Origin of the sequence: Pseudomonas sp. (genome assembly GCF_035554175.1) — a bacterium.
Lineage (GTDB): Bacteria > Pseudomonadota > Gammaproteobacteria > Pseudomonadales > Pseudomonadaceae > Aquipseudomonas.
In genome coordinates, this window is sequence record NZ_DATMIV010000011.1 from 43,728 (window position 1) to 59,299 (window position 15,572).

The 15,572-nt window shown below is 59.5% G+C and carries 12 protein-coding genes; 10 read left to right on the top strand and 2 right to left on the bottom strand.

The genetic code is table 11. The features are described from left to right. Nucleotides 1-6 precede the first annotated feature (6 nt). Nucleotides 7-1,086 (bottom strand): hypothetical protein, encoded by a 1,080-nt coding sequence (locus VNV36_RS05470; RefSeq protein ID WP_325716869.1) that lies wholly within the window; start codon nucleotides 1,084-1,086, stop codon nucleotides 7-9. Between the two features lie 334 nt (nucleotides 1,087-1,420). Between VNV36_RS05470 and VNV36_RS05475 the strand changes: the two genes are divergently transcribed. The 10 genes from VNV36_RS05475 (at nucleotide 1,421) to VNV36_RS05520 (ending at nucleotide 14,415) form a co-directional block, all read left to right on the top strand. Further along, on the top strand, nucleotides 1,421-2,290 hold the full coding sequence (locus VNV36_RS05475) for an esterase/lipase family protein (protein ID WP_325716900.1): 870 nt from the start codon (nucleotides 1,421-1,423) through the stop codon (nucleotides 2,288-2,290). Between the two features lie 95 nt (nucleotides 2,291-2,385). Continuing rightward, on the top strand, nucleotides 2,386-2,667 hold the full coding sequence (locus VNV36_RS05480) for a peptidylprolyl isomerase (protein WP_310659059.1): 282 nt from the start codon (nucleotides 2,386-2,388) through the stop codon (nucleotides 2,665-2,667). 130 nt (nucleotides 2,668-2,797) lie between these two features. Further along, nucleotides 2,798-4,666, top strand: a complete 1,869-nt coding sequence (locus tag VNV36_RS05485; RefSeq protein WP_325716870.1) for an extracellular solute-binding protein — start codon at nucleotides 2,798-2,800, stop codon at nucleotides 4,664-4,666. After that, nucleotides 4,666-5,727, top strand: coding sequence for a microcin C ABC transporter permease YejB (locus VNV36_RS05490; protein ID WP_325716871.1), 1,062 nt, complete (start codon nucleotides 4,666-4,668; stop codon nucleotides 5,725-5,727). The genes VNV36_RS05485 and VNV36_RS05490 overlap by 1 nt, the downstream gene beginning before the upstream one ends. Continuing rightward, complete coding sequence (locus VNV36_RS05495) at nucleotides 5,727-6,749, top strand: ABC transporter permease (RefSeq protein WP_325716872.1); 1,023 nt, start codon at nucleotides 5,727-5,729, stop codon at nucleotides 6,747-6,749. The genes VNV36_RS05490 and VNV36_RS05495 overlap by 1 nt, the downstream gene beginning before the upstream one ends. 9 nt (nucleotides 6,750-6,758) lie before the next feature. Beyond that, a complete protein-coding gene (locus tag VNV36_RS05500; RefSeq protein ID WP_325716873.1) occupies nucleotides 6,759-8,333 on the top strand; it encodes an ABC transporter ATP-binding protein in 1,575 nt (524 codons plus the stop codon). Nucleotides 8,334-8,460: 127 nt separating this feature from the next. Beyond that, nucleotides 8,461-9,867: a sigma-54 interaction domain-containing protein gene (locus VNV36_RS05505; RefSeq protein WP_325716874.1), complete on the top strand. Its 1,407-nt coding sequence runs from the start codon at nucleotides 8,461-8,463 to the stop codon at nucleotides 9,865-9,867. Between the two features lie 282 nt (nucleotides 9,868-10,149). Further along, nucleotides 10,150-11,541 carry a GntP family permease gene (locus VNV36_RS05510; RefSeq protein WP_325716875.1) on the top strand — a complete coding sequence of 464 codons (1,392 nt, stop codon included), beginning with the start codon at nucleotides 10,150-10,152 and terminating at the stop codon, nucleotides 11,539-11,541. A 7-nt stretch (nucleotides 11,542-11,548) separates the two neighbouring features. Beyond that, nucleotides 11,549-12,322, top strand: coding sequence for a 3-hydroxybutyrate dehydrogenase (hbdH, locus tag VNV36_RS05515; RefSeq protein WP_325716876.1), 774 nt, complete (start codon nucleotides 11,549-11,551; stop codon nucleotides 12,320-12,322). 137 nt (nucleotides 12,323-12,459) lie between these two features. Next, nucleotides 12,460-14,415 carry an acetoacetate--CoA ligase gene (locus tag VNV36_RS05520; protein ID WP_325716877.1) on the top strand — a complete coding sequence of 652 codons (1,956 nt, stop codon included), beginning with the start codon at nucleotides 12,460-12,462 and terminating at the stop codon, nucleotides 14,413-14,415. Nucleotides 14,416-14,421: 6 nt separating this feature from the next. Here VNV36_RS05520 and VNV36_RS05525 read toward each other — a convergent pair whose 3' ends face one another. Continuing rightward, nucleotides 14,422-15,528, bottom strand: a complete 1,107-nt coding sequence (locus VNV36_RS05525; protein WP_325716878.1) for a PilT/PilU family type 4a pilus ATPase — start codon at nucleotides 15,526-15,528, stop codon at nucleotides 14,422-14,424. Nucleotides 15,529-15,572: the final 44 nt, after the last annotated feature.

The following is a 15,572-nucleotide window of genomic DNA, read 5'->3' on the forward strand; positions in this document are numbered from 1 at the left end:
CCCGGCTCAAGCCTCTACGCTGATTCGCCTCACCGCGGAATGCTGACTGACGTCGTCCAGACGCTCGATAGTGTAGGCAACTTCGACCGTTGTGCCGTGATGCTCACGCCAGAACCGGTGAGGAACAACAAAACTCACTGGTTGCCCGGCGGTGTCCCGAGTAACTTCAAGATCATCGCGGTGGCTGAAAAACTCGCCGTCACACTTGAGATAGATCAGCTCATCCTCCTGCACGTGCGCACCTTCGATGAGAATGGACACACCATTGACCGAGTCCCTCACTGACAGCACGTCTTCATCCGCCTCAACGACATCCGGCGCAGCCAGTTGCGCACGCACCGTCGGCCCGATGAAAACCTTCGCAGGCTCTGACGCCCGACTCGCCCCACAGGGTTGTTCGACACGGTACTCGACAATCACTTCACCACCGCGATGCGCTTCGATGCAATTGCCCGGCACCCAGAATGACAGGCTTTGCGCGACGGCATAGGCCTCCACCTTCAACAGGTCGTTGAAAGTCTCCGGCGAGGTATTTCCGCGCCACGACAACATGACCCGGTCACCCGCCGACATTCGCGCGTAAGGTTGCAAAGTCACCAGCGTGCCTTCGGCTACCCGCGATGGGTCAAGCGCTCCGTTCACCGAGCTTTCTATCTGTGGTGGCAACAGTTCGGTGCGGACATCACCAACAGTCAGTTGCAGGCGAAAAGACTCCACGGGACTCGGTGCGAGCGCACTCTGAAGTGTCCAGAAAACCTGTAGCGAACCTCCGTCCAGCGCGGCGACATGCATGCCCTTGATGGCGAAGATGACTTCCTGACCAACCTGGGACTGGCTGATAAATCGTACCTGCTCGTATTGATAGGCAAAGCCTTCGATATCCAGTCCTTCCCAGTACAGCACCAACTGATCGCCGCAGGTCATGTTGGCATAGGGCGCGATCCTGACAACGGCCCTGGTCAGCGCAGGCTCCAGCACTCTGCCCTCAAGCCCGTCGATCGTCGGCGCGGCCAACGATCCCGCAGACACTTGAGCAATGACCGGCTGGCGCAGCCGCCAGCAAAACTCGACTTCATGGCTATTCATTTTCGTCCCCACTCCCTGGATGACGTGCCGTCCCGGATGACGACACTGATCCCCACATTGAGGACTTCTTCAAAGATTTTGGATGTCAGCCCAAGACGCCGCGGCGACGTGGTAAACGCCACACTCAAGGTAGGCAAGCGGTATCTCGGTGGGCGTATGACGCCGAACGACCCGGTTAACTTCCGATTCGGATCTCACAGCTATCCGAAATTTCTTACGCCCCGTAGTCCATTTTCAAGCGAAACGTGAAGCCTCTTCGTACTTCTTCAACAAGATGAGTGTTTTAGAGTGGCTCGGTGTTTTCCCGATGAACTTCTACGAAAAAGGTAAGAACATGCAACGGAATGCTACTACTCGGTATCCCATCCTGTTGATCCACGGTCTGTTCGGATTCGAGCGTATCGGTCATTTCGAGCTGTTCCATGACGTCAAATCCGCCCTGAAAGCGGCCGGATGTCGATTGTTTGTTCCACACCTTTGCGCTATCCACAACAATGAAACAAGGGGCGAGCAACTGCTGTCACAAATCGCGTGCGTGCTGCGAGGCACGGGCGCAAAGAAAGTCAACCTTATCGGACACAGCCAGGGCGCACTCGCTGCACGGTACGCGGCGGCGCTTGCACCAGACCTGGTCGCTTCCGTCACCTCCGTCAGTGGCCCGAACCATGGCTCGGAGCTTGCCGACTTCCTGCGCAAGGCGCTGATTCCGGGCAAGCTCCCGGAGGTTGTCGCACAGAACGTAGCGACACAATTTGCCGATTTCCTGTCACTGCTCAGCGGCAGCGTGGCGTTACCGCAGAATGCGTTAGCTGCACTCAACGCGCTGACCACGGTCGGCGTCGGACATTTCAATGACAAATTCCCGCAGGGACTGCCGCAAACCTGGGGCGGCCACGGCCCCGAGCAAGTCAATGGCGTGCGTTACTACTCCTGGAGCGGCGTCGTCCCGCAATCCGCGCTTCCGGGTGCGGATCCGGTTCAAGAGATATGCCGTGCACTGTCGCAATATTTCACCACCGAAGCGCAGCAGAATGACGGTTTCGTTGGACGCTACAGCACCCATCTTGGCCAGGTGATCCGCTCAGATTATCCAATGGATCATCTGGCCAGCCTGCGACGACCGGCGGGCGCCAACACACTTTCACCTGATCCGATCGGACTGTACGTCGAGCACGCGATACGCCTGCGAGCGGCAGACTTGTAAACCGGATTCGAGACCCACGATGGAACTTTGCCGAGAATTCGCTCACTGATTCCGGTAGGCTCCACCTTTTATCGATACAGATCGGAGAATGACTCATGGCTAAAGCCACTGCCCGCCACATCCTGGTTTCCAGCGAAGAGAAGTGCAACGAACTCAAGGCCCAGATCGAAGCCGGCGCTGATTTCGCCGAAGTCGCCAAGGCCAACTCCACCTGCCCGTCCAGCCGCCAGGGTGGCGATCTGGGTTCGTTCGGTCCTGGCCAGATGGTCAAGGAATTCGATACCGTGGTGTTCAGCGCGCCAATCAACGTCGTACAAGGCCCGGTGAAGACCCAGTTCGGTTATCACCTGCTGGAAGTCACCAGCCGTCAGGACTGATTGTCGTCCGATTGCTGACAACGGCCCGCCTTCTGGTGGGCCGTTGTGTTTCAGTTACATATACGGCTGGCGACTGGTGCGCCTCTCGCGTACAACTTGCGCTTATCGATTTCCTGCTCCAAGGCTGACGATGCGACTGGTTTTTCCCACATTGATGCTCACCGCCCTCGCCCTGCTCACGGGTGCCGCCGGTGTCAACGCTGCCCCGCAGCACGCCCTGACCGTTTACGGCGAGCCGCCCAAATATCCCGCCGGTTTCAGTCACTTCGACTACACCAACCCGCAAGCGCCGAAAGGGGGGACAATGCGCCGTTCGGCGATCGAAATCGGGCACTTCGACCATTTGCTGCCATATATAGACAAAGGCATCGGCGTAACGCAGATCGACGGCCTGCTGTATTCGCCGTTGGCCCAGCGCTCGCTGGACGAGCCTTACACCGTTTATGGTCTGGTCGCGCAGAAGATGGAACGCTCGGACGACGGCCTGTCGTTGCGGTTCTTCATCGATCCCAAGGCCCGCTTTGCCGATGGCAGGCCGATCACCGCCGAAGACGTGCGCTACACCTACAACCTGTTGATGACCCAGGGCAGCCTGCGTTATCGCACTCAGTTCGCCGACGTCAAAGGCGTGGAAATCGAGGCGCCGCTGACCGTGCGTTTCGATTTCAAAAGTAGCGAAAACCGTACCCTGCCGCTGGATATCGCGACCCTGCCAGTGTTTCCGCAACACTGGTGGAAGAGCCGCGATTTCGCCGGTGGCGGCGGCTATGAGCCGCCGTTGGGCAGTGGGCCGTATCGGGTCGGCAAGGTCGATTCCGGACGCAGCATCACGTTCGAGCGCAATGCCGACTGGTGGGGGAAAGACCTGCCGGTCAGCCGCGGGCTGTATAACTTCGATCATTTCAGCATCGAGTACTTCGGCGACACCGACGTCGCTCGCCAGGTTCTGCGCGGCGGCGCTTATGACTACAACCGCGAGTTTTCCGCGACGGGCTATTCGATCGGCTACGACAGCCCTGCCCTCAGCGATGGCCGACTGCAGAAAGCCCACCTGGCCACCGAAGCGCCGCAATCGGCTCAGGGCTTCGTGTTCAATCTGCAAAAACCGATGTTCCAGGACCGTCGCGTGCGTCAGGCACTGGCGATGTTGTGGGACTTCGAATGGAGCAACCGGCAGATGATGCGCAACGTTTATATCCGCCAACAGAGCTATTTTTCCAACACCGATCTGGCAGCCCGGCAGTTGCCCGACGCGCAAGAACTGAAGATTCTCGAGCCGCTGCGCGATCAGATTCCCGAAGAGGTGTTCAGCAAAGTCTTCGAAGCACCGAAAACCGACGGCAGCGGGATCATCCGCGACAAACAGCTGCAAGCCCTTGAGCTGCTCGAACAGGCTGGCTGGAAGCCGGACGGCGATCAACTGGTCAACAGCGCCGGCGAGCCGCTGAGCTTTACCTTTCTGGTCAGCCAGAACGGTATGGATCGGCTGTTGCTGCCCTACAAGCGCACGCTGAAACAGATCGGCATCGAGCTCATCATCCGCCGCATCGATTCCTCGCAATACGTCAATCGCCTGATGAGCCGCGACTACGACATGATCGTCACCGGCTACCCCGTCACCACCTCCCCTGGTGGCGAATTGCTCAATTATTTCGGCTCGGCGGCGGCCAACGATCCGGGCGCGAACAATTACATGGTGTTGAAAAACCCGGCGGTCGACACCTTGATCAACGGCCTGATCCGCGCTTCGACCCAATCGGACATGCTGCATTACGCTCATGCACTGGACCGGGTGCTGCAATGGAATTACTACTGGATCCCCAATTACTACCCGCCGGGGACCTCGACTGTCTGGTGGAACCGCTTCGGCATTCCCACGGTGCAAGCGAGCAATGATGAAGCCATCGAGAGCTGGTGGGAAATCAGCCGGACGCCGCTGACCAATCAACAAATGACCGCTGAGAAAATCAGTCGCGGCAGACCCGGAGGGCCGCACTGATGTGGGGTTACATACTGCGGCGCCTGCTGCTGATCATTCCGACGCTGGTGATTATCCTGCTGGTCAATTTTGTGATCATCCAGGCGGCGCCCGGCGGACCGGTTGAACAAGCCATCGCCCACTTGCAGGGGATTGGCGGCGCCAGCGTCGGCGGTGGCGCCAGCGAGACGTCCGGCAACGCCTCGCGCGCCAGCCGTGGCCTCGACCCGCAGCTGATCAAGGACATCGAAAAACAGTACGGCTTCGACAAGCCTGCCCACGAACGCCTGTGGCTGATGCTCAAGAATTACGCGCAACTGGACTTCGGCAAGAGCTTCTTTCGCGGCGCAACGGTGACCGAGCTGATTCTGGAAAAGATGCCGGTGACCATTTCACTGGGGTTGTGGGCAACGCTGATCACCTATCTGGTGTCGATTCCACTGGGCATCCGCAAGGCCGTGCACCACGGTAGTCATTTCGATATCTGGAGCAGCACCGCCATCATTATCGGCTACGCCATGCCGGCCTTCCTGTTTGCGATGTTCCTGATCGTGGTGTTTGCCGGCGGCACTTCGCTGAACTGGTTTCCGGTACGCGGGCTGGTTTCGGACAACTTCGAGTCGCTGTCGACACTGGGCAAGATCGCCGATTACTTCTGGCATCTGGTGCTGCCGGTCACTGCATTGGTGATTGGCGGGTTCGCCACCCTGACGATCCTGACGAAAAACTCGTTCCTCAATGAAATCACTCGACAGTACGTGGTCACAGCGCGAGCCAAAGGTTTAAGCGAACGCCGCGTGCTGTATGGACATGTGTTTCGCAACGCCATGTTGCTGGTGGTCTCCGGGATTCCTCAGGCGTTCATCAGCGTGTTCTTTGCCGGGTCGCTGCTGATCGAAGTGATTTTCTCCCTCGATGGCCTTGGACGGATGAGCTACGAAGCGGCGGTTTCACGGGACTATCCCGTGGTGTTCGGCTCGCTGTTCATCTTCACTCTATTCGGCCTGCTGATAAAACTGATCGGCGACCTCTGCTACACCCTGGTCGACCCGCGTATCGACTTCGCCGCGAGGAATGCCTGATGTTCAAGCTCTCGCCTCTGGGGCGTCGGCGTTTCGAACGCTTCAAGAAAAACCGTCGCGGCTGGTGGTCGCTGTGGTTGTTCATCGGTCTGTTCATCCTGACGCTGGGTGGCGAACTGATCGCCAACGACAAGCCATTGATGGTCAGCTATCAGGGCCAGTGGTACTTCCCGGTGTTCAAGCGCCACACCGAACAGGAGTTTGGCGGCCAACTACCGTTCCAGGCCGATTACCGCAGCGAATACGTGCAAAACCTGATTCGCAAGGACGGCGGCTGGTTGTTGTTCCCGCCGATTCCTTTCAGCGATGACACGCCGAACTATGACCTGAACAAACCGGCGCCAAGCCCACCGACGTCGGTCAACTGGCTGGGCACCGACGATCAGGCGCGCGATGTGCTCGCCCGGGTCATCTTTGGCGCTCGGGTGTCGATACTGTTTGCCCTGATGCTGACCTTGGTCAGCGCACTGATCGGCATCGCCGCTGGCGCATTGCAGGGGTATTACGGGGGCTGGGTCGATCTGCTCGGGCAACGTTTGCTCGAGGTCTGGTCGGGGTTGCCGGTGCTGTATCTGCTGATCATCCTCTCCGGTTTCGTCGAACCGAATTTCTGGTGGTTGCTGGGGATCATGGCGCTGTTTTCCTGGCTGGCCCTGGTGGACGTGGTGCGTGCCGAGTTCCTGCGCGGGCGCAATCTGGAATACGTCAAGGCTGCACGCGCCCTGGGCCTGACTGATCGCAAGGTGATTTTCCGGCACATCCTGCCCAATGCGATGAACGCTACGTTGAGCTATCTGCCATTCATTCTGACCGGGGCGATTTCGACGCTGACCGCGCTGGATTTCCTCGGCTTCGGCATGCCGGCCGGCAGCGCCTCGCTGGGCGAATTGATCGGTCAGGGCAAACAGAACCTGCAGGCGCCATGGCTGGGTCTGACCGCGTTCTTTACCCTGGCGCTGATCCTTTCCTTGTTGGTGTTCATCGGCGAAGCGTTACGTGACGCCTTCGACCCACGATCCTGAAGCGTGACCATGACTGAAAACCTGATTGAAATCCGCAACCTCAATGTCGCCTTCCATGGCCAGACCGTGGTGCGTGATCTGTGCCTGGACATCCGCCCCGGTGAATGCCTGGCCCTGGTCGGCGAGTCGGGCTCGGGCAAGTCAGTGACTGCGCACTCGATCCTGCAACTGCTGCCCGACAGTGAGGCGCGAACCCAAGGCAGCATCCGCTACCGCGGCCAAGAACTGGTCGGCGCCGATCCGAAAGTCTTGCGCGAACTGCGCGGCAATCGCATCGCGATGATTTTTCAGGAGCCGATGACGTCGCTCAATCCATTGCACACTATCGAAAAGCAGATCGGCGAGACCCTGTTGCTGCATCGCGGCCTGGGCGGCAAAGATGCGCAGCAGCGAATTCTCGAACTGCTCGGTCTGGTCGGCATTCAAAAACCCAGGGAGCGCCTGAAGGCCTATCCGCATCAACTCTCCGGCGGGCAACGACAACGGGTGATGATCGCCATGGCCCTGGCCTGCGAACCGGAGTTGTTGATCGCTGACGAGCCAACCACGGCGCTGGACGTCACTGTGCAGCGCAAGATCCTCGTGCTGCTCAAATCCCTGCAACAGCGGTTGGGCATGTCGTTGCTGCTGATCAGCCACGACCTCAATCTGGTGCGCAGCATCGCCCAGCGCGTCTGCGTGATGAAGGCCGGCGAGATCGTCGAACAGGCACCGTGCGAAACCCTGTTTACCGCACCGAAGCACCCTTACAGCTGCGTGCTGTTGAACGCTGAACCCGAGGGTGAGGCGCTGCCACGCGATGAACGCGAGAATGTCCTGGAAGTAGCTGACCTGTGCGTGGACTTCCAGGTTGGCGGCGGCTTGTTTCGACGCAAGCAGTATCTGCGCGCGGTCGATGGCATCAGTTTGAATATTCAGCGCGGCAAAACGCTGGGCATTGTTGGCGAGTCCGGTTCAGGCAAATCGACTCTGGGCCAGGCGATTCTGCGGTTGCTCGATTCCAAAGGCAGTATCCGCTTCCAGGGCGAAGCGCTGGACGGCCTCGATCAGAAGCAACTGCGGCCATGGCGCCGACAGATGCAGGTGGTGTTCCAGGACCCGTTCGGCAGCCTCAGCCCGCGCATGTCGGTGGCGCAGATCATCAGCGAAGGTCTGGAGGTGCACAGCGAATCAACGGCGAATGAATGCGATGAACAAGTGATTCGCGTCCTCAAGGAAGTCGGGCTCGATCCCGAAAGCCGCCATCGCTACCCGCATGAGTTCTCCGGTGGCCAGCGTCAACGTATCGCCATCGCACGCGCGTTGGTGCTGAAACCCGCGCTGATTCTGCTCGATGAACCGACTTCGGCCCTCGACCGTACGGTGCAGAAACAGGTGGTCGCCCTGCTGCGGGACCTGCAGGAAAAACACGCTTTGACTTATCTGTTCATCAGCCACGACCTGGCCGTGGTTCGTGCCCTCGCCCACGACATGATCGTGATCAAGGACGGCAAGGTAGTCGAGCGTGGCGCCAGTCACGACGTGTTCGATAACCCGCAGCATCCCTACACCAAAGAGCTGTTGGCGGCGGCGCATCCGGGGTAGGCATAATCGGAACTGCGACGCGGCCTTCGCGAGCAGGCTCGCTCCCACAAGAGTAGTGGATACCATTGTGGGAGCGAGCCTGCTCGCGAATGGGCCGGCACTGGCAAACACATCAGGATCAGCCTCCATGAACACCACCGAAAGCCTCAAGGACTATCAAAAAGTCCGCACTCTGGCGATCCGCTCGCTGTTCGAAATCATCGAGCAGTCGAGTGAGGGCACGGTGATTGTCGATCGTGACGCCAATATCGTCTGGATGAACGAGCGCTATGCCCGGCGTTTCGGCCTGGCATCTGCCGAAGGCGCCATCGGCAAACCCTGTGAAAGCGTGATCCCCGGCAGCCTGCTGCGTGAAGTGGTACGCACCGGCCGGCCCATTCTGCTCGACATGCAAGACACACCGAAAGAACCGCTGGTGGTCATGCGCCTGCCGATCCACGACGATGCCGGCAGCGTAATCGGCGCTATCGGCTTCGCCCTGTTCGACGAATTGCGCACACTGTCGCCGATGCTCAAGCGCTATCTGAGCATGCAGGAAGAACTCGCCTCTACCCGCTCGCTGCTGCGGGCGCGGCAGACCAAGTACAACTTCGCCCACTTCATCGGCACCAGCGCCGCCAGCCTCGAAGTCAAACGGCGCGCCCGGCGCAGCGCCAGCGCCGACTCACCGGTGTTGTTGCTCGGCGAAACCGGCACGGGCAAGGAATTGCTTGCGCAGGCCATTCACAGCGCATCGCCCCGGGCGCACAAGGCCTTTGTCAGCATCAATAGCGCGGCGATTCCCGAGACGCTGCTGGAAGCCGAATTTTTCGGCACGGCGCCGGGTGCCTTTACCGGAGCCGATCGCAAGGGACGCACCGGCAAGTTGCAAATAGCTCAGGGCGGCACATTGTTTCTCGATGAAATCGGCGACATGCCGTTGCCGCTGCAAAGCAAATTGCTGCGGGTGTTGCAGGAAAAAGAGTTTGAACCGGTTGGCTCCAATGAAGTGATCCAGAGCGATGTGCGGGTGATTGCCGCAACGTCGACGGATCTGCAGGCGGCGATCAAACGCGGTGAGTTTCGCGCCGATCTTTATTACCGACTCAATGTACTGCCAATCAACGTGCCGCCGTTGCGCGAACGTCTCGATGATCTGCCGGCACTCAGCGAGGCGATCCTTGAAGAACTGCGCAGCCAGCATGAACTTCATCGCGATGCACTGGCGCTGCTGGGGCAGCATGCCTGGCCGGGCAATATTCGCGAGCTGCGCAATGTGCTGGAACGGGCGGCGCTGCTTAGTGATGACCTGATGTTGAGCGAGCAGGACATCCGCGCGGCAATAGGCTCGTTTACACCGGTTGAGCGGACGTCTGATCCAGATACGCAGGCCCCGGTCGGCGAAACATTTGCCCAGGCGCGGGCGCGGTTTGATCGGCAATTGATCGAATCAACTCTGGCGCAATGTCAGGGAAACGTACCGGAGGCAGCGGCTCGGCTGGGGCTGGGACGGTCGACGCTGTATAAAAAAATGGTGGCCTTGGGGATTGCCTGAGTCTCCATATCGAGATATTGATCTCCTTTTGTAGATAGTTTTTTAAGAGCAAAAGATCGCAGCCTTCGGCAGCTCCTACGGGGGAATACGTCTTTCCGTGTAGGAGCTGCCGAAGGCTGCGATCTTTTCCGTCTCATAAAAGAGACAAATCCGCTCACGCGCTTTATCGTTTACGAAATAAACCCATAGATATCAGTCGGTTAGAGGATTTGGCACGGTAATCGCTATAGCCCTCTCCACAGTTCCACCCCCACAAAAATAACAATTCCGGAGAGACACACCATGAGTGTGATCATTGCCCTGGCAGCCCTGACGCTGCTGATGCTGGCCGCCTACCGTGGCTACAGCGTTATCCTTTTCGCACCGATCGCCGCCCTCGGCGCGGTCCTGCTTACCGACCCGTCCGCCGTGGCGCCCGCGTTTACCGGGGTGTTCATGGACAAAATGGTCGGCTTCATCAAACTGTACTTTCCCGTATTCCTGTTGGGCGCGGTGTTCGGCAAGTTGATCGAACTGTCGGGTTTCTCACGTTCGATTGTCGCCGCCGCGATTCGCCTGCTTGGCACCCGACAGGCGATGCTGGTGATCGTATTGGTCTGCGCCCTGCTCACTTACGGCGGCGTGTCGTTGTTCGTGGTGGTGTTTGCGGTGTACCCGTTCGCCGCCGAGATGTTCCGCCAGAGCAACATCCCCAAGCGCTTGATCCCGGCGACCATCGCCCTCGGTGCATTTTCCTTCACCATGGATGCCTTGCCTGGCACGCCGCAAATCCAGAACATCATCCCCAGCACGTTTTTCAATACCACCGCCTGGGCGGCGCCCTGGCTGGGGGTGATCGGCACGATATTCGTGTTCTGCGCCGGCATGCTGTTCCTTCAGCGTCAGCGCAACAAAGCGCAGCGTGCCGGTGAAGGTTACGGCACCGAGTTGCGCAACGAGCCGGAAACCGCTGAGGATCTGAAGCTGCCAAACCCATGGATCGCGCTGTCGCCACTGCTGGCGGTGGGCATCATGAATCTGTTGTTCACTCATTGGATTCCGCAGTGGTACGGCAAGACCCACAGCCTCGCGCTGCCGGGCATGGCCGCACCAGTAACCACCGAAATCGCCAAACTTACCGCCATCTGGGCGGTACAGGCTGCGCTGCTGGTCGGCATTCTGATGGTGTTGGCGTTCGGCTTTCAGGCGATCCGCAGCAAGCTCGCCGAGGGCAGCAAAAGCGCGGTCAGCGGCGCATTGCTGGCGGCGATGAATACCGCGTCCGAATACGGCTTCGGTGCGGTCATCGCCTCGCTGCCCGGTTTTCTGGTGCTGGCCGACTGGCTCAAGCAAATCCCCAATCCGCTGGTCAACGAAGCGATCACCGTGACGTTGCTGGCCGGCATCACCGGTTCGGCTTCGGGCGGCATGAGCATCGCGTTGGCGGCCATGTCCGAACAGTTCATCAGCGCAGCGCACGCGGCGAACATTCCGCTGGAAGTGCTGCACCGCGTGGCAGCGATGGCCAGCGGCGGCATGGACACCCTGCCGCACAACGGCGCGGTGATCACGCTGTTGGCGGTGACCGGGCTGACCCATCGCGAAGCCTACAAAGATATTTTCTGTATTACGCTGATCAAGACCCTGGCGGTTTTCGTGGTGATCGGCACTTTCTACGCCACTGGCATTGTGTGAGGTATTCATGACCACTCTTTCCGGCAAAACCGCACTGGTAACCGGCTCTACCAGCGGCATCGGCCTGGGCATCGCGCTGAGCCTGGCCAAGGCTGGCGCCAACCTGATTCTCAATGGCTTCGGCGACGCTTCGAAGGTGATCGCCGAGGTCGCTCGGTTCGGCGGCAAGGTCGGCCATCATCCCGCCGATGTCAGCGATCCGGCGCAGATTGCCGACATGATCGCTTACGCCGAGCGCGAATTCGGCGGCGTCGACATTCTGGTCAATAACGCCGGGATCCAGCACGTTGCAGCCGTTGAAGAGTTTCCGGTGGAGCGCTGGGACTCGATCATCGCAATCAATCTGTCATCGGTGTTTCACAGCACTCGCCTGAGCCTGCCGGGCATGCGCCAGAAAAACTGGGGACGCATTATCAATATTGCCTCGGTGCATGGCCAGGTCGGCTCCACCGGCAAGGCTGCCTACGTCGCTGCCAAGCACGGCGTGATCGGCCTGACCAAAGTGGTCGGGCTCGAAACCGCGACCAGCAACGTCACTTGCAACGCGATCTGCCCGGGTTGGGTGCTCACGCCATTGGTGCAGAAGCAGATCGATGATCGCGCCGCCAAAGGCATCGATGCGCAGCAGGCGCAGCATGATCTGCTGGCAGAGAAACAGCCGTCGCTGGAGTTCGTCACCCCGGAGCATCTGGGTGAGCTGGTGTTGTTTTTGTGCAGCGAAGCCGGCAGTCAAGTGCGCGGCGCGGCGTGGAATATTGATGGTGGGTGGCTCGCTCAATGACCCGCCCGTTACCGGTGGGAGCGAGCCTGCTCGCGAAAGCGGACTGACATACGCGATTGATGTCGTCCGATATACCGCCTTCGCGAGCAGGCTCGCTCCCACAGGGGTATGTGTAATCAGATAAAAAGAGGCAACCCATGTCCGACATCCTCTGGCAACCCGACGCCCAGCGTATCGCCCGTTCGCGCATGGACGCTTTCCGGCGCGAGATCAATCAGCGGCATTCGCTGCAACTCGGCGACTACCCTGCCCTGCACCAATGGAGTATCGAGCAGCGCCCGGACTTCTGGCAGGCGATCGTCGATTTCTTCGACATCCGATTTCACACCCGGCCCGACGCTGTGTTGCGCGAAGGGACAGAAATGCCCAGCGCCGAGTGGTTTCCGGGGGCGACGCTGAACTTCGCCGAACATCTGCTGCGCCGTCGCGACGACGCGGTGGCAGTCGTTGCCGTGGCGGAGAACGGCCAGCGAGCGCAACTGACCTGGGCCGAACTGGCCGAACACGTCGGCGGTTTCCAGGCCAGTCTGCGAGCGGCAGGCGTTGGTCAGGGCGATCGCGTGGCTGCCTGCCTGCCCAACACCTGGCAGACATTGGTAGCGATGCTGGCCACCACCAGCCTCGGCGCGATCTGGTCGTGCTCGTCGCCAGACTTCGGCACCCACGGGGTGATCGATCGCTTCGGTCAGATCGAACCGAAAGTACTGATCGCCTGCGCCGGTTATCAATACGCCGGAAAAACCCTCGACCAAACCACCAAGGTCAACGAAATCCTCGCGCAACTGCCGACGCTGCAACAGTTGATCATCGTGCCGTATGCCCGCCCGCAGGCAAGTATCGAGAACTACGCAAGCAACGCCGAGATCACGCTGTGGGAGGATTTTTATCAACCCGGCGGCGAACCGGTTTTCACCCCGGTACCGTTCAATCATCCGCTCTACGTGTTGTACTCCAGTGGTACCACCGGCGTGCCGAAATGCATTGTTCACAGTGCCGGCGGCGTGCTGCTGCAACACGTCAAGGAACACGGTTTGCACTGCGATCTCGGCCCCGGTGATCGCTTGTTTTACTACACGACCTGCGGCTGGATGATGTGGAACTGGCTGGTCTCGGCGCTGGCGGTGGGCAGTGCCGTGGTGCTTTACGACGGTTCGCCGTTCTACCCGGACAATCAGCGCCTGCTCGACCTGATCGACGACGAATGCATCAGCGTGTTCGGCACCAGTCCGAAGTTCCTCGCAACCCTGGAAAGCAGCGGCGCCCGGCCCCACGAAAGTCACGATTTGAGCAGCCTGCAAACCCTGCTGTGCACGGGCTCGGCGCTGTCGCCGCAGAGCTATGATTTTGTTTATCGGGACTTCAAAGCGAATGTGTGCCTGGCCTCAATGTCCGGCGGCACTGACATCGTCTCCTGCTTCGTCAACGGTAATCCGCTGTCGCCGGTACGGCGCGGGGAAATCATGGGCAAAAGCCTGGGCATGGCCGTTGAGGTGTGGAACGACGCAGGCCATCCGGTGATTGGCGAAAAAGGCGAGCTGGTGTGCACTCGGCATTTTCCAGCCATGCCGATTGGCTTGTGGAACGACGCGGATGGCGTGAAACTGCGCCAGTCCTATTTCAGCCTGTTCCCCGGCGTCTGGGCGCAGCGAGACTACGCAGAACAATTGCCCCATGGCGCGATGATCATCCATGGTCGCTCTGATGCCGTATTGAACCCGGGCGGCGTGCGCATTGGCACGGCAGAGATTTATCGCCAGGTCGACAAGATCACCGAGGTGCTGGACTGCGTCGCCATCGGCCAGCAATGGCAGGGAGATGTGCGGGTCGTACTGTTTGTACGCCTGCGCGAAGGCGTCGACCTGGACGCCGGACTCGAGCAGCGGATCCGTGACGTGATCCGCGCCAATACCACGCCACGGCATGTCCCGCAAAAGATCGTCGCGGTGAACGACATCCCGCGCACCATCAGCGGCAAAGTGGTTGAACTCGCCGTGCGCAATGTGGTGCATGGTCAAGAGGTCAAGAACACCGATGCGCTGGCCAATCCTCAAGCATTGGAGCAATTTCGCGACCGCGTCGAATTACGCGATTGAGTGAGCTCAATCCATCAAGCCCCACTCACCGGTAGCGGGGCCTGCTGGCCCTCCCTCGGACTGCAGCTTTAGTCGCAAGCGCAAATTGTTGACCGAATCGGCGTGTTTAAGCGCTTCATCCTCACTGAGCACACCCTCTACGACAAGAGCATGCAGTGCGCCGTCGAATGTCTGCATGCCCGACTCGGCGGACTTTTCCATGATGCCCTTGAGCTCACCCAATTCGTTACGTCGAATCAGGTCGCCAATCGTCGGTGTTCCCAACATCACTTCGACAGCCGCGCGCCGCTGACCGTCGCGCGTGCGCACCAACCGCTGGGATACACAGGCTTTCAGGTAATTGCCCAATGCATGCAACAATTGCGGCCTGCGCTCCTCGGGAAACAGGTTGATGATCCGGTCCAGCGCCTGGTTAGCGTTATGCGCGTGCAAGGTTGCCAGCACCAAATGCCCGGTGTCGGCGAATGTCAGAGCATGATCCATGGTTTCCCGGTCACGGATTTCGCCAATCAGCACGACATCCGGTGCCTGACGCAGGGTGTTTTTCAATGCCGCCTGGAAGCTGCGGGTGTCGACCCCGACTTCACGCTGATTGATGATCGACAGGCGGTGTCGATGGATGTATTCGATGGGATCTTCAATGGTGATGATATGCCCGGCGCTATGACGATTTCGATGGTCGATCAAAGCCGCAAGAGAAGTCGATTTACCCGAGCCTGTCGCACCGACGAACAGAATCAGGCCCTGCTTGAGCATGATCGTTTCCCGGAGCACGGCTGGCAATTTGAGATCCTCGAAGCGCGGAATGTCGAGTTTGACGTTACGAATGACGATCGACACATCGTTACGCTGCTTGAAAACGTTCACACGAAAGCGGCCGACACCCGTTCGGGAGATTGCCAGGTTCATTTCCAGATCCCGGTCGAACTCCCGCCGCTGCTCGGCGTCCATCAGGGAGGTGGCGATGGCGGCTATTTCGCCGCTCTTGAACGGCCGCTCGCTCAGCGCCGTCAACACGCCCTCGATGCGTACGCTGGGTGGCGCACCCGTGGAGAGGAACAGATCCGAGCCGTTTTTTTGCGACAACATTGACAACAGTGCATCGATTTCCATGGCTGAAAGCACCCGCGAAGCATTGAGTGAGCAGATATGGCCTA